This window comes from Streptomyces sp. NPDC057474, assembly GCF_042802555.1.
GTDB lineage: Bacteria > Actinomycetota > Actinomycetes > Streptomycetales > Streptomycetaceae > Streptomyces.
The window spans coordinates 1-21,765 of the sequence record NZ_JBHVDX010000181.1; the positions used below are offsets into that span (position 1 = coordinate 1).

Genomic DNA, 21,765 nt, shown 5'->3' on the forward strand with positions numbered 1-21,765 from the left:
CCCGGTGAACGGGCGCGCCCTCCGCGTGTTCCGGCGGTTCAGTCCAGCCAGTGGCGACAGCCGATGCTGATCAGCCGCATACGGCGGCTCGCCAGCCGGGTCACCCGGACGCGCTCCTCCTCCGGCTCGTCCTGGGCCTCCAGGAACAGCGAGGCGGTCACCAGCATCTGATCGACGTACAGCCCCGCGAGCATCAGCCGGTCGTCGTCGGTCCACCCGGCGGTCTCCGGCCGCTTGGCCAGCTCGCTGCGCACCTCCTCGGCGAACCGGGCCAGTTGCCCCTGGATGGCGTCCCGCACCGGCTGCACCCCGCTGTGCCGTTCGCGCGCGATGAACCGGACGTGTGCGGGGTACGCGTCCACGTGGCGGGCGATCAGATCGACGGCGCGCTCGATGAGTTCGTCGCTGTCGCCCACTGCTGACATCAGATCACCGAGCACCGGGTGCAGACTGCCGAGCACCTCTTCGACCAGCGCGACACCGAGGTCGGCGGTCGACCGGAAGTGCCGGTAGAACGCGGTGGGGGCGACGCCCACGGCCCGGGTGACCTCGCGAAGTCCGAGGCTGCTGAGGCTCTGTTCCTCCAGCAGCCCGAGCGCGGCGTCCATGAGCGCCTGCCGGGTCTTCTGCTTCTGGACCTGCCGGATGCCGACGGTGTGACTCATGCCATGCAGTTAACAACTGTTCTCCGTAAATGCAAAGCCGGGCGACGCGCTAGACTTGGCAGTCAGTGAACAGTTGTAACCACAATCGTTCACCCAGCTGTAACGAACAAACCGCAACGACGAACCGATAGGAGAGGCGAACCCACCATGTTGTTCCTCGTCGCCGCACTTCTGCTGCTGGGTGTCGTCCTCGGCACCGTCGCCCATGTGCCGCTGGCCGTCTCGTCCGCCCTGGCGGCCGGCATCGCCCTCTGGCTGGCGGTCTTCGCGTACCGCGAGCGTCACGCCCGTCGCAGCCGCACCACCGACTGACCGCTCGCCGCCAACGACCGTCCCCGAGAGCCTGTTGGGAGCAGACAGACCATGCAACTCACCGCCGCACGTCAGCAGACCGGAACGACCGCCACCCGCACCCGAGGCCGGGACGCCGACGGCATGGCCGTCGCGTCCTTCATCCTGGGCCTCCTGGGCCTCCTCGTCCTCAACCTCTTCCTCGGCCCCATCGCCATCGTCCTGTCCGCCCTCGCCCTGAAGCGCGGCACAACTCGCCGAGGCCGCGCCTTCCTCGGCCTGGGCCTGGGAATCGCCGACCTCGTGGTCCTGGCCACCCTCATGCAGACCACGAACACGGTGTCCTGGAGCTTCTGAGGACTGACAGGTCTCCGTCACCACTGTGGGCAATCGTTCCGCAGGGCGATGGGGGAGGGTGGGCACCAGCCGACAGCGCCGGGCGCCCTGTGGCCAAGTCCAGGCACACCCCCCGAGGTCACCGGAACACGGCCCGTAGAATCGGGCTCACCATGGCTTACCTCGACCACGCGGCGACCACCCCGATGCTCCCCGAGGCGGCAGAGGTCCTGACCGCCCAGCTGAGCGTCACCGGCAACGCCTCCTCGCTGCACGCCTCCGGCCGCCGAGCGCGGCGCACCGTCGAGGAGGCCCGCGAGACCCTCGCCGAAGCCCTCGGAGCCCGCCCCAGCGAGGTGGTCTTCACCTCCGGCGGCACCGAGGCCGACAACCTCGCCGTGAAGGGCCTGTACTGGTCCCGCCGCGACGCCGACCCGGTCCGCACCCGCGTCCTCGCCAGCCCCGTCGAACACCACGCGGTCCTCGACGCCGTCCACTGGCTCGGCGAACACGAGGGCGCCACCGTCGAGTACCTCCCCGTCGACGCGTACGGCCGAGTCCACCCGGACACCCTGCGCGAGGCCATCGCCCGCAACCCCGACGACGTCGCCCTGGCCACCGTGATGTGGGCCAACAACGAGATCGGCACGATCCTGCCGACCCGTGAACTCGCCGACGTCGCACAGGAGTTCGGCGTCCCGCTGCACGCCGACGCGGTCCAGGCCTTCGGTCAGGTTCCGGTCGACTTCGGCACCTCCGGCCTCGCCGCCATGACCGTCTCCGGCCACAAGATCGGCGGCCCGTACGGCATCGGCGCGCTGCTGCTGGGCCGCGAGTACAGCCCCGTACCCGTCCTGCACGGCGGCGGCCAGGAGCGCCATGTCCGCTCCGGCACCCTCGACGTCCCGGCCATCGCCTCCTTCGCGGTCGCCGGCCGGCTCGCCGCCGAGCAGCACGAGTGGTTCGCCCGGGAGATCGGCGCCCTGCGCGACGCCCTGGTCGAGGCGGTCCGTACGGCGGTGCCGGACGCGATCCTGGGCGGGGACCCGACCTCGGCCGGGCGCCTCCCCGCCAACGCGCACTTCACGTTCCCCGGCTGCGACGGCGACTCCCTGCTCCTCCTCCTCGACGCCCAGGGCATCGAGTGCTCCACGGGCTCCGCCTGCACCGCCGGCATCGCCCAGCCCAGCCACGTCCTCCTCGCCACCGGCACCGACCCCGACCTGGCCCGCGGCACCCTCCGCTTCTCCCTCGGCCACACCTCCACGGAGGCGGACGTCGAGGCGGTCGCGAAGGTGATCGGCCCGGTGGTGGAACGCGCCCGCAACGCGGGCCTGAGCTGAAGAACCGTGGCCGGCACGTGAGTTGACGGCGGGGCCGCGGTCACCGAGTCCGCGGATACGCGACCCCGCCGTCGTCCTGGGGGCTCCCAGCCGGGGCCCTAGCTCTCCATCACCATGAGGCCGGCCATCATGCCCTCGTCCTCGTGCTGGAGGAGGTGGCAGTGGAGCATGTACATGTACGTGTCGTCCGCGAAGTCGGTGAACTCCATGGCGATCTTGATGGAGCCGCCGCCGACCACCTCGTAGGTGTCGAACCAGCCGAGATCGACGCCCGTCGGTTCCTCGCCGTTGATCTCGATGAGCTGGAACGGCACGTCGTGCAGATGGAACGAGTGCTCCAGCATCGTGCTGTTGGTGATCGTCCAGATCTCCTTGGAGCCGAGCGTCGTCATGATCGTCGCCATGGAGTCCATGGTGGTGCCGACCGCCCCGTTGATCGCCATCTCCAGGCCGTCCTGGTCGAGGGTGATCTCGCGGGCGGTGAAGCCCGACGTGTCGTACCGCTCGATTGTGTTGAGCGAGGACGGCAGGTCGTCGGGGCTGTCCGAGGCGTCCGGGGTGACGGTGAGGAAGTCGAACGTACCGCTGCCGCCACGCACCCACGCGGTCGTGATGACGGCCTGCAACGTGACCGCGTCGCTGAGGTCCATGACGAACTCGGCCCGCCCGCCCGCCACCAGCCGGATGGTCTTCACCTCGGTGGCCTCGGTGAGATAGCCCTGCTCGGTGGCGACCTGGGTGAGCGTGCCGCCGTCGCCGCGCTGCACGGTGATGATGTCGGACGGTGAGGCGTTGAGCACCCGGAAACGGGTGCGGGTCTTGGTCGCGGTGAAGGTGAGCGTGGTGTCGTCGACGTTGGTGCCGTTGCACAGCACCGGGAAGCTGAGCGTGTTCTGCAGATAGCCGCTCAGGCTGTACTTGACGTCCCCCGCGGAGTCGGTGGCCAGACACTGCAGGACGAGCGGGATGTCGTCGACGCCGTACTCGGTGGGCAGCGCGGCGGTCGCGTCGGTCTCGTCCTCCACGATGATCAGGCCGGCCAGGCCCTGCACGACCTGTTCGGCCGTGGTGCCGAGCGCGTGCGGGTGGTACCAGAGCGTCTTGGCCTCGTCGAGGATCTCGAAGGTGGGGGACCAGGTCTCCCCGCTGGCGAAGGCGTTCTGCGGACCGCCGTCCATGTCGGGCGGGATGTGCGCGCCGTGGAAGTGGACGCTGGTGTCGGCGTCGAGGTCGTTGGTGATGTTCAGCAGGACCGTGGAGCCGGTGGTCCACTTCATGGTGGGGCCGAGGTACGACCCGTTGTAGCCGGCGGTGTCGCTGGTGACACCGCTGAGCACCTCGTGGGTGCCGGTCTGGGCGGTCAGCGTGAACGTGGTGGTGCCGTCGGAGGTGGTGCCCTCCAGGAGGTCCGGGATGTTGAGCGAGGCGGTGTTGGTCGCGGCGCCCGCCTTGTTGCCCTTCGCGTCGGTCAGCAGCGAGAAGGTCGTACCGGCCACCGCGACCGCCGCCAGCCCGGCCCCCGCCATACCGCCGAGGAACTTGCGGCGGTGCAGCCCCTTGCCCTTGCGGCCGCCCTTGGAATGACCGGCTCCGGCCGTGTCGCCACCCTTGCGGTGCTCGCCCTTGTGGTGCCTGCCCGTGCCGGAGGTGGACTCCGTGTTGTTCGTCATGAGCCGGGATGTTTGACCTGAGGACTGTGTGAGCACTGGGGCGAAATTAGGAGCCGGCCGAGCGGGCTGTGAGACCGCCGTGAGTGGCGGTGCCCGTCAACTCGCCTGACACCAGGGCGAGTTGACGCTGCCGCAGGTCGAGTCCATGGCGTGGGACGTATCGGACGGCCGCCGGGTGGGAAGCGCCAACCGGGTCACGTCCATGTGATGTGCGCCACATGTCTGATGATCTGTGTCCTCGCTGTGCCGGCCCCCTCGCACCCCTGTGACCCGACTGTCCGCGCCCCCTTGTCGGGGGTCAGGCGGGCGTAGACGTCTGGGCGGCGGCTGCCGCGCGGACCAGCTTCATGTAGCGGTCCCAGTCCCAGTCCTCGCCGGGGTCCGTGTGGTCCGTGCCCGGGACCTCGACGTGGCCGAGGATGTGTTCGCGGTCGAGGGGGATGTCGTAGCGGGCGCAGATACGGGCCGTCAGCCGCGCGGAGGCCTCGTACATCTCGTCGGTGAAGTCCTCGGGGCGCTCGACGAAGCCCTCGTGCTCGATGCCGACACTGCGTTCGTTGTAGTCGCGGTTGCCCGCGTGGTACGCCACGTCCAGCTCACGGATCATCTGCGTGACGTGGCCGTCCTTGCGGACGATGTAGTGCGCGGCCGCTCCGTGCGCCGGGTCCTGGAAGACCTTCACGGCGCTGTCGAAACTGCCCTGGGTGACATGGATGATCACCATGTCTATGCCGAAGTCGTCCGGCCTGTCCGCCAGCCGCCAGTTCGCGTCCGACGCCGCGACCCACTTCGCGCCCGTGTAGTCGACCTCGCCCTCCTTGCGCGGCTTCGTGACACCGGGCACCCGCCACCACGCCCGCGTCAGCTCGTCCCGAGCCACGACCGCCGTACCGACGGCGGCCACGGCCGTGCCGATGAGCAGCGCCCGGCGTCCGACGCGCCGGCCCGTGTCCTTGCCGCCGGAGGCGCTCGTGCCGCCATCCCCGGAACCGTTCTTGGATGCCCTTCTTGTTCCCACGAGATCGTCAACGGATACTCGCGGGCTCCGGTTCCCGGCGCCCCGTACCCTTGAAGGGTTATGACTGAGATCTCGCAGCGCTCCCGCCCCCTCCGTGTCCTCGCCGCCATGTCCGGCGGGGTCGACTCCGCCGTGGCCGCCGCCCGCGCGGCGGAAGCCGGGCACGACGTGACGGGCGTCCACCTGGCGCTGTCCGCGAACCCGCAGTCGTTCCGGACCGGCGCGCGCGGCTGCTGCACGATCGAGGACTCACGCGACGCCCGCCGCGCCGCGGACGTCATCGGCATCCCCTTCTACGTGTGGGACCTCGCCGAGCGCTTCCGCGAGGACGTCGTCGAGGACTTCGTCGCCGAGTACGAGGCCGGACGCACCCCGAACCCCTGCCTGCGCTGCAACGAGAAGATCAAGTTCGCGGCCCTGCTCGACAAGGCCCTCGCCCTGGGCTTCGACGCCGTCTGCACGGGCCACTACGCCCAGGTGATCGTCAAGGACGACGGCTCGCGCGAGCTGCACCGCGCCTCCGACATGAACAAGGACCAGTCGTACGTCCTCGGCGTGCTCGACGACAAGCAGCTCGCCCACGCCATGTTCCCCCTCGGCGACACCGTCACCACCAAGGACGAGATCCGCGCCGAGGCCGAGCGCCGGGGCCTCGCGGTCGCCAAGAAGCCCGACTCCCACGACATCTGCTTCATCGCCGACGGCGACACCCAGGGCTTCCTCGCCCACCGGCTGGGCCGCTCCGAGGGCGACATCGTCGACGAGTCCGGCAACGTCCTGGGCACCCACGAGGGCGCGTACGGCTACACCATCGGCCAGCGCAAGGGCCTGCGCATCGGCACCCCCGCCCCCGACGGAAAGCCGCGCTATGTCCTCGACATCTCCCCGGTGGACAACACGGTGACGGTCGGCCCGGCCGCCGCCCTCGACGTCGACGCCCTGACCGCGATCAGGCCCCGCTGGTGCGGCACGGCCCCCACCGGCCCCGGCACCTACACCGCCCAGCTCCGCGCCCACGGCGGCGAGACGGAGGTCCGGGCGGAGCTGGTCGACGGCTCCCTGGAGGTCACCTTCACGGAGCCCGTCCGCGGAGTGGCCCCCGGCCAGGCGATCGTCCTGTACGACGGCACACGCGTCGTGGGCTCCGCGACGATCGCGTCGACGGTACGGGCGAAGGCCGGGGTGGCCTAGAAAAGATCTTCGGGGCTGGCCTCGGACCCGCCGCCGTCATAGGCTTCCCTCGCGGATAGTCCGCAAGGGTTAGTGAACGACGGGGCCATCTCCCCGTCCGCCAGGAGGTCGAGGGTGCTCCTCCGTTTCCGGGTGGCGAACCACCGCTCGATCCGTGACGAGTGCGAGCTGTCGCTGATCGGCGCCGGGCTCAAGGAGGGCACCGCCCGGGACACCGGAATCGAGTATGACCACCGGCCGGTTCCGGGGCTCTCCGTCCTGGGTGTCTTCGGCGCCAACGCGTCGGGCAAAACCAACTTGCTCAGGGCCATGACCGACATGCGGGACGCGGTGCGCACGTCTTTCGCGGACTGGCCGAAGTCGCCGGGCGTCCCCCGCCAGCCCTTCAAACTCGACCGCAAAAGCGCCGACGAAACGACCCTCTTCGAGGTCGACCTCGTCCTGGGCCATCACCGGAAGATCCGCTACACCTACGGATTCGAGCTGTCCGACGAACGCGTCGAAGCCGAGTGGCTGCACGCCTACCCCGACGGCGAGCGTCAGGTCTGGTTCGACCGAGAGGCGGGCCGGCCGGAGGCCGAGGGCCCCGAATTCGTCTTCGAGGGCGACGGCATCGCCGAGAACCGCCGCGACGACCTGGTTCGGTACACGCGGTCCGACGCGCTGTTCCTCTCCACCGGAGCCACCCTCAACGACCCCGTGCTGTCGGCGCTGCACCGTTGGTTCCTCGACAACCTGTGGCTGGTCACGCCAGGCGAGGACATCAGGGGGCGTACGACATTCACCCAGGGGATGCTGACCGACAAGAGTGCGAAGAACACGCAGCGGGCTTACCGCGAACGGATCCTCCAGCTCCTGGCCATCGCCGATCTGGGCATCACCGGCATCGACGTCGATCCCGAGTCCGGCGGTGTCCGACTCAGGCACCGGACCCCGGACGGCGGGGACGTACCGCTGGATTTCCTGCGCGAGGAGTCGTTCGGCACGCACGCCTGGTTCGCGTTCCTCGGCCCCATGCTCACGGTGCTGGACAACGGCACGACGCTGCTGGTCGACGAACTCGACTCCAGCCTCCATCCGACCCTCGCCGCCGAGGTCGTACGGATCTTCCAGGACCCGAAGGCCAATCCGAACAACGCCCAGCTCGTCTTCACGACACATGACGCGACCCTCCTCGGCAGCGCCGTACTCGACCGCCCGCTGGACCGGGAACAGGTGTGGATCGCGGCGAAGGAGCGCTCGGGGGCTACCAGCGTCTATCCCGTGACCGCCGCCCACCCGGCCGAGGACGAGGATTTGGAGAGCGGGTACCTACGAGGCCGCTACGGCGGTGTACCGCGCGTCGGCGCGGGAGCGATCGCTCGTGAACTGTCCTGGCAGGAGGCGAAGGAAACAGCGTGAGCAGGCGGGGCGGACGGCAGCAGGACAACGGTGTCGGCGGTGCGGCGGGGACGGGAGACGCGGGGCAAGCAGGAGAGGCGGGGACGCCACGGAGGCGCAGGGGGAGCAGGGACGACCGGTTCGCGCCGGTCCCGTACCGGCCGCCGGTCTCGAAGGAACAGCGGGTCCTCTTCGTCGCCTGTGAGGGCGAGGTCACCGAGCCGCAGTACCTCGACCACCTCAACTCCCGCTACGGAGACGGCGGCGACGGGGCGAGGCAGCCGTTCCTGATCCATCCGATCAGCGCGAAGAACGGTCTCATCCCCTCCAGGACAGTCGCCGCCGTACGTGACCTCAAGCAGGCCGCGGGCGAGGAGGCCTGGGTCATGTTCGACCGGGACCGGCACCACGACATTCCGAAGGCGCTCACGGACGCCGCCGAGGCCAACATCCAGGTGTGCTTCTCGCACCCGTCCTTCGACCTGTGGCTGCTGCTGCACTTCCAGGCGATGAGCGGGCGGCAGAGCGGCAGCAACAAGGACATCGTGAAGAAGCTGCGGGCGGCGCACCCGGCGTACAAGTCCTTCGACGTGAAGAACGACAAGAGCGTGAAGGGCGAGCGCCGGGACGCGCTGGACGATGAGGGCGCCGCCGTGAAGAGGGCCGTCGCGCACGCCAGAAGCCTGGTCAACCAGTGCGAGCACGGCGGCTGCAAGGCGGACAACCGGAAGCCCAAGCCCGTGCCGCGAACCAGCGCGCCGGAGTCCGACAGAAAATGGGCCGCACGCTCGGGGCATGCCGAGGACTGCCCCGTCCTCAAGCGGGACCCGTCCACCGACGTGTGGCGGCTGCTGGTCAGCCTCGGCATCGTGGACGACCGGTCGAGGTAGCCGTCCGCATGGCCGAAAGGCGCCGGCCCGACGGTTACCGCCCGCACCGGCTCGCCATCTAGGCTGCCCTGGCACGATCGATCGACCTCCCGTCCCCCACTCTCCACCGAAGGACCGGCGCGTGGCCCGCATCACCCTTCCCCAGTTGGAGCGGCACCTCTTCGCCGCCGCCGACATCCTCCGCGGCCGGATGGAGCCCTCCGACTACCGGGACTACATCTTCGGGTTGCTCTTCCTCAAACGGGCCTCGGACGAGTTCCAGCCCGCGTGGGAGCGTACGTATCAGCAGCGGCTGAAGGAGACGGGCAGCGAGACGAAGGCCCTGCAACGGGCCGACAACCCCGAGTTCTACACCAAGGTCTTCTACGTCCCGCCGCGCGCCCGCTGGTGGACGGGCCCGCACGTGCTCGACCCCGACGAGCCCGAGGTGACCGTCCCCGGGATCGAGGCGCTCACCGCCGAGACCAGAGGACCCGACGGCAAGGTCGTGCAGGCCGGTGAGTATCTCGACAAGGCGCTCGCGGCGCTCCAGGAGGGCAACTCACGGCTGACCGGCGTCGCCTCCCACATCGAGTTCAACGCGGTGGTCGGCAACAAGCCGCGCTTCACCACCAACGAACTGCTGTCCCTGATCCGGCACTTCAGCATCTACCGGCTCCGCAACGAGGATTTCGAGTTCCCCGACATGCTGGGCGCGGCCTACGAGTACCTGCTCGGCCGGTTCGCGGACAGCGCGGGCCAGAGCGGCGGCGAGTTCTACACCCCGCGTTCGGTCGTCCGGATGCTGGTGCGTCTGCTTGACCCGCAGCCCACCGAGAGCGTCTACGACCCCTGCATGGGCTCCGGCGGCATGCTCATCGCGGCCCGCGAGTACGTCGAGGAGCACGGCGGCAACCCGGACGAGCTGGGCATCAACGGCCAGGACCGCAACCCCGCGTCCTGGTCCATGGCGAGCATGAACATGGTGCTGCACGGCATCCGCAAGTTCGATCTCCACCACGGCGACACCCTCACCGAGCCGCTCCACCTCGACGCCGGCAAACGCCTGCTCACCTTCACCAAGGTCCTTTCCAACCCTCCTTTCTCCCAGCCCTACGACCAACAGGCGGTGGCCGCCGCCGACGGCGTGCACGGCACGCGTATGAAGTGGGGCTGGGCGCCGGAGAAGGGCAAGAAGGCCGACCTGATGTTCGTCCAGCACATGATCTCGGTGCTGGCGCGCAACGGCGTGGTCGCCGTCGTCATGCCCCGCGGAGTGCTCTTCCGTGGTGGCAAGGAGAGGGACATCCGCGAGGAGCTGCTGCGCGACGACTGCGTGGAGGCCGTGATCGGCCTTGGGCCGAACCTCTTCTACGGCGTCGGCATCCCGGCCTGCGTGCTCGTACTCCGGCGCCCGCGTGAGAAGCCGGACGCGGAGCGGCGCAAGAAGGTCCTCTTCATCAACGCCGACCGCGAGTTCACGGTGGGCAGTAAGCAGTACGAGTTGGGCCCCGAGCACGTCGAGAAGATCGTCACGGTGTTCAAGGAAGGGCGCGAGCTGTCGGGCTACTCGCGGTGGGTCGGGGTGGACGACCTCCTCGCTGAGGGCGCCAACCTCAACATCCGCCGCTGGGTGGACAACTCGCCGCCGCCCGAGCCGCAGGACGTACGGGCTCACCTGTACGGAGGTGTACCGGTCGCGGAGGTCGCGGCGCGGACGAAGATGTTCGACTCGTACGGTGTCGACGCGTCATCACTCTTCGCCGCGCGCCATGACGACCCTGCCTACTACGACTTCGCGCCTGAAGGGGGTGAGGCCACGGCGGCGCGTATCGCCGAACTCGCGGCGGCGAAGGAGACCGAGCTGCGGTCTGCGTACGCCGATTGGTGGACGGAGGGTTCGAAGCTCTTCGCCCAGCTGGCTGAGGATCATCGGCTCATGGACCTGCGCTCAGGTCTCCTGGACGGCTTCACCAAGGCGATTGGGGCGGTCGGTGTACTCGACGAGTACCGGACGGCGGGCATCGTCGCCGACTGGTGGACGCATGCCCGCTACGACATGAAGGCTCTGGCGGCGGGCGGTTTCGCCCGCGTTCTCGAAGGCTGGGTGGACTCGACGGAAGCGATCGTCCGACCGGCGGAGGGCGCGGTGAGCACCGGTACCTCGCGCAAGCAGACTGTGTCGCCCACCGACCGCCGCCGCGCGATGGACCAGCCGGTTGTACGCCACCTCATCCCTGAGTTCCTCGCCCAGTACGCGGTGGTGGAGGCGGAGGTCGCGATGGCGGAAGCGGCCTACAAGGAGGCGCTGGACGCGCTGGCGGCGGCGAAGCCAGCGGAGGACGGCGAGGAGGACGGCGACGCGGTGGACTCCGTTGAGTCGGCCGAGCCGGTGTCGGACGAGGAATCCGCCCGTCTGGAGCGTGAGTTGGTGGCCTGTCGAAAGGTGCGCACGGCAACGACGAAGAAGCGCAAGGCTCTTGACGACCGTTTTCTGAAGAATCTCGTGGATGCGTCCAAGGTTGTTCTGGCGGACGAGGAGCGGACCCAGGAGGTCGTCCTGGACGTCCTGAACGAGGACATCTCCGGGCGAGTGGACGCAGCGTTCGCGGTGGGGCGGCGGGAGCTGGTGGCTGTGTTCCGCCGGTGGATGGAGAAGTACGGGGTGTCGCTGAGCGAGCTGGAGGGGACGAGCGAGGCGGCTCAGGGGGAGCTGGTGGAGTGGCTGGAGGGGTTGGGCTATGGGCGGTGAAAGCGGCTACACGCGCGTGGTCCGACTGGGGTCTGTGCTCGCCGAGAAGCCGAGAAACGGGTATTCACCAAAGGACGTTCCGGAATGGACCGGGCTTCAGGCTCTTGGCTTGGGGTGCCTTACAGTGAACGGCTTCGCTCCAGTGCAGCTGAAAAACGTTCCGGACACGCCCATGGCGCGCCGTTGTGTGCTAGCCGACGGGGACGTACTCATCAGCCGGGCCAACACGAGAGAACTTGTTGGGCTTGCTGGTCGATACGCGGGTACCGGCCACCCATGCATCTACCCCGACCTCATGATGCGGCTGCGCCCGACCGAGACACAGTGCCTTCCCTCCTACCTTGAGATTGTTCTCGGGTCGCACACGGTACGCAAGGCTGTGCGGGCTGGGGCACGAGGCACGAGCGACAGCATGGTCAAGATCAGTGCGGCGTTGGTCGAGGGGCTTGAAGTCCCACTGCCGTCGTTGGACCGACAGCGCCGGATCGTCGCCGCGCATGACGCCTTCGAGCGGCGGATCAGAGGGTTGGAAGGGCTGCTCAGCAAACTGCGATTCGCCGAGCAGGCCTTGTCAGCCGAGGTCTTGTCGCGAGGCAGCGAGCGGGACGAGGTCCCGCTGAAGACCGTCGCGACCGTCGCCGCCGGGGTGACCCTCGGGTCAGAGCCCGTTGGTGCCGGAACCGTCGAACTGCCGTATCTGCGTGTCGCCAACGTTCTCGACGGGAGTATCGACACAACTGACGTCAAGCGGGTCCGGATTCTCCGTGCTCAGTACGAGCGGTACGCCCTGAAGAAGGGAGACCTGCTGCTCACCGAGGGCGGGGACCTCGACAAGCTCGGCCGGGGCGCGGTCTGGGACGGACGTATCGAGGCATGCCTTCACCAGAACCACGTGTTCCGGGTCCGCTGCGGGGAGCGGCTGTCGTCGGACTTCCTCGCGCTGTACACGGCGTCGCCCGCTGGCCGTGCCTACTTCCAGCGTGTGGGCAAGCAGTCCACGAACCTTGCCTCGATCAACTCGACCCAGGTGAAGGCCATGCCCGTTCCGGTGCCTCCGCTGGATGAGCAGGAGCGGCTGCTCGGGCCGATTCGTGCGGTAAGAAGGCGCTCTGAGGCGTTGGAGAAGCAGATCACCAAGCTAAGGACCGTTCAGCGGGCGGTGGTCGAGGACCTGCTGGTCGGCCGGGCAGGGGTCTCCGCTACCTGAGTGGAGCCGCTTTGACGCTCTGCACAAGCGCCCCCAGCGCAGCCCGGTCCGTGGTCAGAACGCGGGCCGGGCTCTCGCTCTCTCGGAGAGCGATGCCCTCCGGGCTCGGTGCGGCTATCTCGACGCAGTTGTTGCCGCCCTCCCCGGAGAAGGACGACTTCAACCAACACAACTCCGACAAGGCCTGCTCCTTCTACATCTCTTTTGCGATCGCGCGGATGAAATCAGCCGAATTCTTCGGAGTCAACGCCGTTCGCTTGGCCAAGTCCAGGCGTTGGCGAAAGTTCTCCAACTGAGTTGGGGAGTCGAAGAACAACGGGCCGGCCGGTGAGTCCATGTGCACTGTGTCCAGGTGTGGGTTGTCGGCCGCCGCGTATAGGACGGCGTCTCCCACTGTGGGGAAGCCTCCGTTGGCGAACGGGATCACCAGCAAGGTCACGTTGTCACGCTCGTTCTCGTCCAACAAGTGATGAAGTTGGGCGCGTGCCACGTCCCGGCCGCCGAACTGCATCCGCAGGGCGGCCTCGTGGATGATCCCGACGTAGGGCACCGGCTTGTCTCCCGTGAGCACACACTGCCGGGCGAGACGGTGTGCGATGCGCAACTCGACTTCCAGGCGTGGAAGCTTCGGTACGACGAGGTCGAAGATCGCCCTGGCGTGGTCCTCGGTGTGGAACAACCCTGGAAGGTGCGAGGTCTGCACGGTGCGCAGGTGTATGGCGTTGTGCTCGATCTCGGAGATGTCGAGATGCCCCGGAGGTACTTTGCCCCGGTACTCGTCCCACCAGCCCGGCTTGCGGCCGCCCGTCATCGCGGCCAACGTGTCGATCAGAGCGTCGTCGTTGCACTCGTAGATGCTGGCCAGCCTGCGTAGGCGTTCCTCGCCGATGCCGTAACGCCCTGCCTCGATGTTCGAGATGTTGGTGCGATCCGTGCCCAGTGCGCCAGCTGCGGCGGGGGCGGACATACCGACTGCTTCGCGAAGCCGCCGCAACTCCAGGCCCAAACGGCGCTGTCGGATTGTCGGGGTGTTCGGTGCCATCAGGGCCCTCCTTGCTTGCGCACAGTGTGCCGATGGTGGCGCTCCGAGTCCATCTCGTAGAAAAACTACACCCGTTCCAGTGAGATGAATAGCACGGGTTAAATTCCCCTCGCTATGGTGTGACTCAGGCCACCGCCCCCCGCCCCACCCTCACGGAAGTACACCGGACCCCCACCGCCCATCCGGAAGGCGGCGAACGTCCCGGCAAAGACACCGCACCGGCCCGGAGCCGGAGGGCACGGCCGTACCGCGCGATTCTCATCCGCGCGCTCAGCGAAGCCACTCGCACCAACGGAGGTGCCGCGTGACCCGACCCCCCACCGTCCTCACCCCCCACGCCGACGACCCCGAACCCCCTCCACCCGCTGACCTCAGCCCCCTCCCCTTCACCGCCCCCTGGAGCTACGAACTCCACTTCCCCTGCGATCCCCGAGCCCCCGGCATCGCCCGCCTCACCCTCCGTGCCGTACTCACCGCCCACGGCCTCGCCCAACTCACCGACCGTGCCGAGCTGCTGGCATCCGAGCTCGCGACCAACTCGGTACGGCACACCAAAGGGCCCGCGTTCGTCCGCTTGCACTGGCTGGACCCCGTCCTCCGGGTGAGCGTCTGGGACATGGGCCCCGACCTGCCGTCGCTGCCACCGCCCCCGGCCGTACCGGCGTACGCGGACGGAGGGCGAGGCCTGCTGATCCTCGACCTGCTCGCCGACCGCTGGGGCGGCTGCGGCACGGGCGAGGGGCCGTACGGGCCCGCCGGCAAGACGATCTGGTTCGAGCTGGCCCTTCCCCCGCAGCCGCCGCCCGCCCTCGCGGCTTGAAACGGAGATCCGCCGAGCCCGCAAAGCGCCCCCGTGGCTTGATCGCTAGGCCGAAACACCCCTGGTCGGTTCCCTGCCCGTGAGTAGAGTTTCCTGTACGTCCCATGGAGACGCTGGGGCGCACGGTGAGGGCAGGGAGTCCAGCGGTGAGTCGGCGGGAGCTACCGGAGTACGACAAGACCGAGCAGCCGCTGATACGGCACCTGGTCGACCTCGGATGGGAGCACCTGGAAGGGGCGCCGCCCGGCGAACCGGCCACCTCGCCGGGCCCGTCCGGGCGCGAGGCGTTCACCGAGGTCGTCTACGCGAACCGTTTCCGGGATGCGGTCTCGCGGATCAACCCGGGCCCGAACGGCAGGACCTGGCTCACGAACTCCCAGCTCGACCACCTCCTCGCCCTCGTGCTCGGCACGGCCCCCGGTCAGGGCCCTGCCGATCGCGGCGTGCGCGGCAACCTCGCCGTGACCGGGCTGCTGCGCAAGGGCGTCAACGCCCGCATGCTGCCCGGCTGGAAAAAGGGTGACCCCGAACACGTACAACTCGTCGACTGGGACGGGGAGAACGGCGGCCGCAACGACCTGCTCGCGGTCAGTCAGTTTCGTGTGGAGCGGACGGACGCGGCTCCCGTCACCCCCGACCTCGTCCTGTTCGTCAACGGGCTGCCCTGGGTCGTCATCGAGTGCAAGGCCCCGCTCACCTCCGGCGGCAGGGAGGAGAGCAGGGCCGCCCTCGACGACGCGGTCGGGCAGGTCTGCCGTTACGCAAGCCTGGAATCGCCGTTCCCCGTCGCCGAGTTCACGCGCTTCGCGCAGGTGCTGGTCGGTACCGACCGTACGTACGCGGAACTGGGGACGGTCACCTCGACGCCCGAGTACTTCACGCCCTGGCGCACGACCGAGCCCGCGCCCGCCGACGGGTGCGCCACCGACATGGCGGTCCTCGTCGCCGGAGTCCTGCGACCCGACCATCTCCTCACTCTCGTACGGGACTTCACCACCGAGCGCGGGCAGGGCAGCCGTACGCTCAAGGTGATCGGCCGGTACCAGCAGTTCAAGGCCGTGCGCAGACTCGCCCGTCAGCTTCAGCGCCGCAGGAGAGCCATCGCGGCGAAGCAGGAAGTCGACCAACGCGGCGGGGTCGTCTGGCACACACAGGGCTCCGGCAAGAGCCTCACCATGGCCTTCCTCGTCCGCCACATCAGAAGCGACAGCGAGCTCAAGCACCACAAGGTCGTCGTCGTCACCGACCGCATCGACCTGGAGAAGCAGATCCGGGCCTCGCTGGCGGCCGCCGAGGAACCCGTCTACCGGGCCGACGGCGTCGCCAACGCACGGGCGCAGCTGGCGGCACCTGTACCGGACGTCGTCCTGGTCATGCTCCAGAAGGCCCAGCGCGACGACACCGCCTACGACGGCCGTGAGGACAGTCTCCCGGCACAGGGGGCCGACAAGGACGCCTCCGCCCAGGTGCGGCCCGCGAACCCGAGCTCGGACATCGTCGTGCTCGTCGACGAGGCGCACCGGGGCCACGCTGGCTGGCTGCACGCCCGGCTGCGCGCCCTGTTGCCGAACGCCGTCCTGGTCGGCTTCACCGGCACGCCCATCATCCGGGGTGCCCGCAAGGAGACCGAAGCGATTTTCGGGCCGCTCGTCGACGCCTACACACTGCGCGAGGCCGAGCTCGACCGGTCCGTGGTCCCCGTACGGTACGAGGCGTACGACGCGCCGCTGGAAGTGATCGAGAAGGCCGCGCTCGACGCCAAGTTCGACGAGCAGGTACCCGACGACCCGGAGCGACGCGAGCGGGTGCTACGGAAGTTCGCCCGGAAGAAGGAAGTCCTCGAAGCGTCCTCGGTCATCGCCGCCAAGGCCGACTTCATGCTGCGGCACTGGGCGGTCAACGCCCTGCCCGACCGCTTCGGCGCCCAGCTGGCGGCCGTTTCCCGGCTCGCGGCCGTCCACTACCGGGACGCGCTGCTCGCCGCCCGGGACCGGCTGGTCGCACAGCTCGACGCGCTCGACCCGGCGATCGCCCACGACCCGATGGCGGCCCTCGGCGCCGACGACGAGCTGCGGAAACTGCTCACCGTACTGCCGCACCGTGACGTCCTCGCCTCGATCGACGCGGCGGTGGTGATCCACGGCGACCCGCGCAAGGACCCCGCCGGCTGGCGGCAGTGGACGCTGAAGTCCCGGCAGGACACGTACATCGAGCGCTTCAAGGAGGGACTCGGGGACCCGTTGGCCGCCGCGACCGACCCCTCGTGGCCCGTCGAACCCCACGGCCCGTCGGGACAGGCGTACGGCGCCACCGGCGCCCCCGTGACGGACGTATGGCAGGTGGAACGACCGCACGGCGAGGACGACGCGGCGGACGAAGCGTACGAAGGCGGACAGGAGACGGCGGAGCCCCTCGCCTTCCTCGTCGTCCAGTCGATGCTCCTCACCGGCTTCGACGCCCCCGTCGAACAGGTCCTCTACCTGGACTGCGCGCTCTCCGGTGCCGGACTGCTCCAGGCCGTCGCCCGCACCAACCGGCCCTACCCGCGCAAGCGGTGGGGAACGCTCGTCGACTTCGTCGGCATCGGCGACGAACTGGCCCGCTCCCTGCGCGCCTACGAAGAGCACCACCTACGGGAGGTCTACGGCTTCGAGAACGTCACCGTCGACCACCTGCGCCGCGACTTCGAGGGGCCGCAGCCCACTGATGACGGTCTGCTGCTCCAGGCGGACGCCGCCGCCGACCGGCTCCTCGACGACCTGCACGGCCGCGTCGCCCGCTTCATGGACGGTCACGGACTCGCGTCGTACGACGAACACGGAATCCTCTCCCTGGCCGACGAACAGCGTCGCGAGGCACTGCTCGACGTACTCGAAGGCCCGCTCGCGCGCGGTCAGTTCGACGAACTGGCACGTGACTTCCTCACCGCTCTGGGCGCGGTCCTGCCCCGTCCGTACGCCCTGCGGTACGAGCGGTTCGCGGGCCGGCTGGGAGAGGTGCAGTACCTGGCACGGCAGCGCTACCTGGACGGACGCGACGAGTTCAGCCCGCGCCGGTACGGGGCGAAGGTACGCCGACTCATCGCCGACCACCTCCGGGTGACGGGTGTCGAGCTGCGGGTCCCGCCCATCGAACTGAGCGCGCCCGAGTTCATGGAACGAGTCGACGCCAACCCCGACGCCCGCGCCAGGACCCGGTACATGGTCAGTCGGCTGCGGACCCACATCACGGCGAGGATCGGCACGGACCGGGCCCGCTACGAGCTGTTCAGCGCCCGTCTGGAGGAGATCGTCCAGCGGATGCGCCAGGACTTCGAGCAGGCCGCGACCGACCTGGCACGGCTGTACGGCGACATCACGGCGGACGTCGAGGAGACGGGCCCGTCCCTCGACCCGCTGACGGAACGGCCGGTCTACCGGGCGCTGGTGCGGGCACTGGAGCAGGAGGGCGCGCCCCTCCCCTCCACCGAGGTCGATCTGTACGGGGCGGCCTGCCTCCTCACGGCGGACATCGCGGTCCTGGTGCGGACACCGCACTTCGTGACCCAGGCCGACGCCCAGAGCGAGGCGCGCAAGGTGCTTCGCTTCTACGTGAGTGACCGCCTGCACATCGACTGGGAGGACACCGCGTACACGGCCGCCGCGCTGCTGGAGCTCGCCGTGCAGCGGCGGGACGACTTCCTCCGCCACGAGCCGCGGCCGCACGCGTAGCGCCTGGCGCCGGCCGCGTCGGTGTCGGTGTCGGGTGGTACCAATGCCGGGTGAGCCTCTCCGTGCAGTCCGCCCTCGCGTCGCTCCCTCTGCCGGGGGAGTGGACGTGGAAGGTCGTCGTACGGCCGCGCCGCCGGACCCTCGGGATCGAGATCCGCGAGGACGGCGGGGTGCTGTTCGCGGTGCCCCCCGACGCCGATCCACAGGCGGTCGCGGCGGCCGTACGGTCCCGCCTCCCCCGCATAGCGCACGAGGTCGACCGGCGCAGGCGCGGGGGAGGGGAGCCCCGCAAGGAACTGGTCAGCGGGGCGAGCTTCGCGTATCTCGGCCGCCGCCACCGGCTGAGGGTCGTGGCCGCAGAGCCTGGCACACGGGTACGGCTGCACCAGGGATGGCTGGAACTTCCGCGCCCCGACTCCCCAGGGGTGGGCGCGCGGCTGATCGCCGACTGGTACACCGCACGGGGCGTGGACTGGATGACCGCTCGTATGCGGCCTCTGGCCGCGCGGGCAGGTGTGGCCCCCGGAGACGTCGTCGTACGAGACCTCAAGGAGCGCTGGGGCGCCTGTGACCCGGACGGGACCATCACCGTGCACTGGGCGTTGATGCAACTGCCTCCTGCCCTGGTGGACCTCGTCCTCGTACATGAGCTGACGCACCTCGCCGTCCCGGCTCACGGGCCGTCGTTCCGGCGCAGAATGCGGCTGGCACTCGGAGACCTGGAAGAACTGGAACACCGTTTCGCGCAGGCCGAGCCCGATCTGTGGCGCGGGGCTGTGTGAGTCCTACTCGACGACCTCGGTGTCGTAGAAGCACAGATGCCCCTTGATCTCGGCAACCCCGGCCTTCGGGTCGGGGTACGCCCACACGAGGTCGGGGGCCTCGGGGAGCGACCAGTAGGACGCCGTGCCCTTGAACGGGCAGTACGAGTGCGTCCCGGACGCGGTCAGCAGCTCCATGCGGACATCCCCTTCGGGGATGTAGTACCGCACGGGACAGCCCGTCTCGCGCAGCACCAAGGGGCGGCTGCTCTCCGCGAGCACCCGGTCCCCTTGGACCACACGGACGTGTTCGGAGCCTTGTTCGATGGTGATGCGATGGCCTTCGGTCACGATCGCCCCTCCTCGGGTAGCCGTCTCACCGGGTACAGCGCAGGCTGCTGGTGAGTTCTTCCGAGGAGGTCGTAGGAGGTCACCATGGCACCCGCAGATCCGGCCGAAGGGGTCGGCAAGCCGTCCAAGGACCCGTCCAGGAACCGCCGGAGCCTCACGCACCGGGCCCGCTACGCCCTGCGCCATCCCCAGCGTGTGCCCGCGCACGCACACCGGGTGGCTCGGGACACCTGGCTGCGGCTCAGGCACCGCGACCACATCGCGTACTACCGGGCCGTCATGGCCGCCGACACGGCACGCAGCCCGGAGGCCGCCGTCGGGCACAACCCGTCCGTCGAGAAGTGGGAACGCATGGGCCGCATGCAGTTCGACTACCTCGTACGGCACGGTCTGGAGCCCCGGCACCGGATGCTGGAGATCGGCTGCGGGAACCTGCGGGCCGGGCGCCTGTTCATCGACCACCTGGACGCCGGGAACTACTACGGGATCGACATCTCGCCGGCCATCCTCATGGAGGCCCAGCGCACTCTCGCGCGAGAGGGTTTGCAGTCCAAAGTCCCTCACCTCGCGCTCGTCGCCGACCTCACGTTCTCCTTCCTGCCAGCCGGCCATTTCGACGTCGTCCACGCGCACAGCGTGTTCTCCCACTCCCCGCCGCACGTCATCGAGCAGTGCCTCGCACACGTCGGCCGCGTCCTCGCCCCCGGCGGCTTCTTCGACTTCACCTTCGGCCGCACCGAGGGCACGGAGCACCAGGTGCTCCACGAGGACTTCTACTACCGGACCGACACCCTCGTCGAACTCGCCCGGCAACACGGCCTGTCCGCCCGCCTCATGGACGACTGGGAGGACCTGCCGCACCGCCAGTCGAAGATCCGCGCGACCGTGGCGAAGGACGCCGGTGGACAAGCGGACCCGATGTCGGTGCCGCCCCCTAACGTGGCCCCATGAACATCTGCGTCTTCCTCTCCGCCGCCGACCTCGCCGACCGTTACACGCGCCCCGCGAAGGAGTTCGCCAAGCTGATCGGCAAGGGCGGGCACACCCTGGTGTGGGGCGGCTCGGACGTCGGGCTGATGAAGGTGGTCGCCGACGGCGTGCAGGAGGCGGGCGGCGGACTGCTGGGCGTCTCGGTCGAGTTCCTGGCGGCCAAGGCGCGGCCCGGCACCGACGAGATGGTGATTGCGCTGGACCTCGCCGAGCGAAAGCGGCTGCTCCTGGCGAAGGCCGACGCGGTCGTCATCATGGTCGGCGGGACCGGAACGCTCGACGAGGCGACCGAGATCCTGGAGCTGAAGAAGCACGGCCACACCGAGATGCCGGTCGTGCTCCTCAACACCGAGGGCTTCTACGACGGCCTGAAGGAGCAGTTCCGGCGCATGGAGGACGAGGGCTTCTTGCCCCGCCCGCTCACCGACCTGGTCTTCTTCGCGGAGGAGCCGGTGGGGGCGATGGCGTACCTGGAGGAGAGCCGGGGCATCGCGTGAGCTGTTTTTCGTCCCGCTCCGGTGATGCGAGCATGACCGCATGGCTACTCATCTGATCACCGGGGCGGGTTCCGGCATCGGCGCGGCCGTCGCCCGACGGCTGCACGAGCGCGGGGACGACCTCGTGCTGCACGCGCGCGACGCGGGGCGGGCGAAGGAGCTGGCGGCGGAGTTCCCGGGGGCGAAGACGCTGGTCGGCGATCTGGCGGACCCGGGCAGGCTCTCCTGGGCGTTCTCCCACCAGACCCTGCCCGACCGCGTGGATTCGTTGTTGCACATCGCGGGTGTGGTCGACCTCGGGCCGGTGGGCGAACTGACGCCCAAGTCCTGGCGCCACCAGCTCGACGTCAACCTCATCGCCCCCGCCGAACTGACCCGCCACTTCCTGCCCCAACTCCGGGTCGCCCGTGGGCACGTGGTGTTCGTCAACTCCGGCGCGGGTCTCAACGCGCACGCGGACTGGTCCGCGTACGCCGCGTCCAAGCACGGGCTCAAGGCGTTGGCGGACTCCCTGCGGTGGGAGGAGCACGGGAACGGGGTCCGGGTCACCACGGTGTACCCCGGGCGCACCGCCAGTCCCATGCAGGCGAAGGTGCACCAGCAGGAGGGCAAGGAGTACGACCCGTCCCGGTGGATCGCGCCCGAGTCGGTCGCGACGACGATCCTCATGGCCCTGGACCTGCCCCGGGACGCGGAAGTGAACGACCTGACGGTCCGCCCGGGCGCCTGACAGCTCGCGGGTTCGGGGTTCGTCGGCGGGTGCAGCTCCGGTGGGGTTCCTCGCGCAGTTCCCCGCGCCCCTCAAAGACACGCCCCCCCGCGGGCCTGAAAAGCATGGGGCGCAGCCCCTGCTTCTCAGGGGCGCGGGGAAC

At 69.3% G+C, this 21,765-nt stretch carries 20 protein-coding genes; 14 read left to right on the plus strand and 6 right to left on the minus strand.

Features of this window, described 5'->3' with window-relative positions:
* Positions 1-38: 38 nt before the first annotated feature.
* Positions 39-665, minus strand: coding sequence for a TetR family transcriptional regulator (locus ACFU53_RS35400; protein WP_384001966.1), 627 nt, complete (start codon positions 663-665; stop codon positions 39-41).
* A gap of 147 nt (positions 666-812) precedes the next feature.
* Here ACFU53_RS35400 and ACFU53_RS35405 point away from each other — a divergent pair, with 147 nt between their 5' ends.
* From ACFU53_RS35405 to ACFU53_RS35415, 3 genes are all read left to right on the plus strand, one after another.
* Positions 813-977: a hypothetical protein gene (locus ACFU53_RS35405; RefSeq protein ID WP_384001969.1), complete on the plus strand. Its 165-nt coding sequence runs from the start codon at positions 813-815 to the stop codon at positions 975-977.
* A 51-nt stretch (positions 978-1,028) separates the two neighbouring features.
* Positions 1,029-1,313 (plus strand): DUF4190 domain-containing protein, encoded by a 285-nt coding sequence (locus ACFU53_RS35410; protein ID WP_384001972.1) that lies wholly within the window; start codon positions 1,029-1,031, stop codon positions 1,311-1,313.
* A 152-nt stretch (positions 1,314-1,465) separates the two neighbouring features.
* Positions 1,466-2,635, plus strand: coding sequence for a cysteine desulfurase family protein (locus tag ACFU53_RS35415; RefSeq protein WP_384001974.1), 1,170 nt, complete (start codon positions 1,466-1,468; stop codon positions 2,633-2,635).
* Positions 2,636-2,733: 98 nt separating this feature from the next.
* On the opposite strand, the gene ACFU53_RS35420 is transcribed toward ACFU53_RS35415, so the two are convergent.
* Positions 2,734-4,305, minus strand: a complete 1,572-nt coding sequence (locus ACFU53_RS35420) for a multicopper oxidase family protein (RefSeq protein ID WP_384001977.1) — start codon at positions 4,303-4,305, stop codon at positions 2,734-2,736.
* A 298-nt stretch (positions 4,306-4,603) separates the two neighbouring features.
* A complete protein-coding gene (locus ACFU53_RS35425) occupies positions 4,604-5,323 on the minus strand; it encodes an N-acetylmuramoyl-L-alanine amidase (protein ID WP_384001980.1) in 720 nt (239 codons plus the stop codon).
* A gap of 60 nt (positions 5,324-5,383) precedes the next feature.
* Between ACFU53_RS35425 and mnmA the strand changes: the two genes are divergently transcribed.
* The 5 genes from mnmA (at position 5,384) to ACFU53_RS35450 (ending at position 12,722) form a co-directional block, all read left to right on the plus strand.
* A complete protein-coding gene (mnmA, locus tag ACFU53_RS35430) occupies positions 5,384-6,514 on the plus strand; it encodes a tRNA 2-thiouridine(34) synthase MnmA (protein WP_384001983.1) in 1,131 nt (376 codons plus the stop codon).
* Positions 6,515-6,628: 114 nt separating this feature from the next.
* Positions 6,629-7,915: an ATP/GTP-binding protein gene (locus tag ACFU53_RS35435; protein ID WP_384001986.1), complete on the plus strand. Its 1,287-nt coding sequence runs from the start codon at positions 6,629-6,631 to the stop codon at positions 7,913-7,915.
* A complete protein-coding gene (locus tag ACFU53_RS35440; RefSeq protein WP_384001989.1) occupies positions 7,912-8,784 on the plus strand; it encodes an RloB family protein in 873 nt (290 codons plus the stop codon). The genes ACFU53_RS35435 and ACFU53_RS35440 overlap by 4 nt, the downstream gene beginning before the upstream one ends.
* Before the next feature lie 121 nt (positions 8,785-8,905).
* Positions 8,906-11,515 (plus strand): N-6 DNA methylase, encoded by a 2,610-nt coding sequence (locus tag ACFU53_RS35445; protein WP_384001992.1) that lies wholly within the window; start codon positions 8,906-8,908, stop codon positions 11,513-11,515.
* A complete protein-coding gene (locus tag ACFU53_RS35450; RefSeq protein WP_384001995.1) occupies positions 11,505-12,722 on the plus strand; it encodes a restriction endonuclease subunit S in 1,218 nt (405 codons plus the stop codon). Before ACFU53_RS35445 ends, ACFU53_RS35450 begins: the two co-directional genes overlap by 11 nt.
* Here the strand turns inward: ACFU53_RS35450 and ACFU53_RS35455 are convergent.
* Both ACFU53_RS35455 and ACFU53_RS35460 read right to left on the minus strand, forming a co-directional pair.
* Positions 12,715-12,903 carry a DUF397 domain-containing protein gene (locus tag ACFU53_RS35455; RefSeq protein WP_384001998.1) on the minus strand — a complete coding sequence of 63 codons (189 nt, stop codon included), beginning with the start codon at positions 12,901-12,903 and terminating at the stop codon, positions 12,715-12,717. The genes ACFU53_RS35450 and ACFU53_RS35455 overlap by 8 nt on opposite strands.
* Positions 12,904-12,915: 12 nt before the next feature.
* Positions 12,916-13,764 carry a helix-turn-helix domain-containing protein gene (locus ACFU53_RS35460; RefSeq protein ID WP_384002001.1) on the minus strand — a complete coding sequence of 283 codons (849 nt, stop codon included), beginning with the start codon at positions 13,762-13,764 and terminating at the stop codon, positions 12,916-12,918.
* A 304-nt stretch (positions 13,765-14,068) separates the two neighbouring features.
* On the opposite strand from ACFU53_RS35460, the gene ACFU53_RS35465 reads away from it, so the two are divergent.
* The 3 genes from ACFU53_RS35465 (at position 14,069) to ACFU53_RS35475 (ending at position 19,076) form a co-directional block, all read left to right on the plus strand.
* On the plus strand, positions 14,069-14,584 hold the full coding sequence (locus ACFU53_RS35465) for an ATP-binding protein (protein ID WP_384002004.1): 516 nt from the start codon (positions 14,069-14,071) through the stop codon (positions 14,582-14,584).
* Positions 14,585-14,730: 146 nt separating this feature from the next.
* Entirely contained in the window at positions 14,731-18,294 is a 3,564-nt protein-coding gene (locus tag ACFU53_RS35470) for a type I restriction endonuclease subunit R (protein ID WP_384002007.1), read from the plus strand.
* A 50-nt stretch (positions 18,295-18,344) separates the two neighbouring features.
* Positions 18,345-19,076 (plus strand): M48 family metallopeptidase, encoded by a 732-nt coding sequence (locus ACFU53_RS35475; protein WP_384002010.1) that lies wholly within the window; start codon positions 18,345-18,347, stop codon positions 19,074-19,076.
* 3 nt (positions 19,077-19,079) lie between these two features.
* Here the strand turns inward: ACFU53_RS35475 and ACFU53_RS35480 are convergent, their stop codons facing one another.
* Positions 19,080-19,406 carry a DUF427 domain-containing protein gene (locus tag ACFU53_RS35480; RefSeq protein ID WP_384002013.1) on the minus strand — a complete coding sequence of 109 codons (327 nt, stop codon included), beginning with the start codon at positions 19,404-19,406 and terminating at the stop codon, positions 19,080-19,082.
* An 84-nt stretch (positions 19,407-19,490) separates the two neighbouring features.
* Between ACFU53_RS35480 and ACFU53_RS35485 the strand changes: the two genes are divergently transcribed.
* From ACFU53_RS35485 to ACFU53_RS35495, 3 genes are read left to right on the plus strand one after another with little or no spacing between them, the layout of a single operon-like run.
* A complete protein-coding gene (locus ACFU53_RS35485) occupies positions 19,491-20,357 on the plus strand; it encodes a class I SAM-dependent methyltransferase (protein WP_384002016.1) in 867 nt (288 codons plus the stop codon).
* Positions 20,354-20,893, plus strand: coding sequence for a TIGR00730 family Rossman fold protein (locus ACFU53_RS35490; protein ID WP_384002020.1), 540 nt, complete (start codon positions 20,354-20,356; stop codon positions 20,891-20,893). Before ACFU53_RS35485 ends, ACFU53_RS35490 begins: the two co-directional genes overlap by 4 nt.
* A gap of 40 nt (positions 20,894-20,933) precedes the next feature.
* Positions 20,934-21,623, plus strand: coding sequence for an SDR family oxidoreductase (locus ACFU53_RS35495; protein WP_384002023.1), 690 nt, complete (start codon positions 20,934-20,936; stop codon positions 21,621-21,623).
* The last annotated feature ends 142 nt before the right edge of the window (positions 21,624-21,765 follow it).

Excerpts from the sequence above, each read along its gene's own strand:
- ACFU53_RS35400 (WP_384001966.1), bottom strand. The coding sequence starts at position 665 with ATGAGTCACACCGTCGGCATCCGGCAGGTCCAGAAGCAGAAGACCCGG.
- ACFU53_RS35405 (WP_384001969.1), top strand. The coding sequence starts at position 813 with ATGTTGTTCCTCGTCGCCGCACTTCTGCTGCTGGGTGTCGTCCTCGGC.
- ACFU53_RS35410 (WP_384001972.1), top strand. The coding sequence starts at position 1,029 with ATGCAACTCACCGCCGCACGTCAGCAGACCGGAACGACCGCCACCCGC.
- ACFU53_RS35415 (WP_384001974.1), top strand. The coding sequence starts at position 1,466 with ATGGCTTACCTCGACCACGCGGCGACCACCCCGATGCTCCCCGAGGCG.
- ACFU53_RS35420 (WP_384001977.1), bottom strand. The coding sequence starts at position 4,305 with ATGACGAACAACACGGAGTCCACCTCCGGCACGGGCAGGCACCACAAG.
- mnmA (WP_384001983.1), top strand. The coding sequence starts at position 5,384 with ATGACTGAGATCTCGCAGCGCTCCCGCCCCCTCCGTGTCCTCGCCGCC.
- ACFU53_RS35450 (WP_384001995.1), top strand. The coding sequence starts at position 11,505 with ATGGGCGGTGAAAGCGGCTACACGCGCGTGGTCCGACTGGGGTCTGTG.
- ACFU53_RS35460 (WP_384002001.1), bottom strand. The coding sequence starts at position 13,764 with ATGGCACCGAACACCCCGACAATCCGACAGCGCCGTTTGGGCCTGGAG.
- ACFU53_RS35485 (WP_384002016.1), top strand. The coding sequence starts at position 19,491 with ATGGCACCCGCAGATCCGGCCGAAGGGGTCGGCAAGCCGTCCAAGGAC.
- ACFU53_RS35490 (WP_384002020.1), top strand. The coding sequence starts at position 20,354 with ATGAACATCTGCGTCTTCCTCTCCGCCGCCGACCTCGCCGACCGTTAC.
- ACFU53_RS35495 (WP_384002023.1), top strand. The coding sequence starts at position 20,934 with ATGGCTACTCATCTGATCACCGGGGCGGGTTCCGGCATCGGCGCGGCC.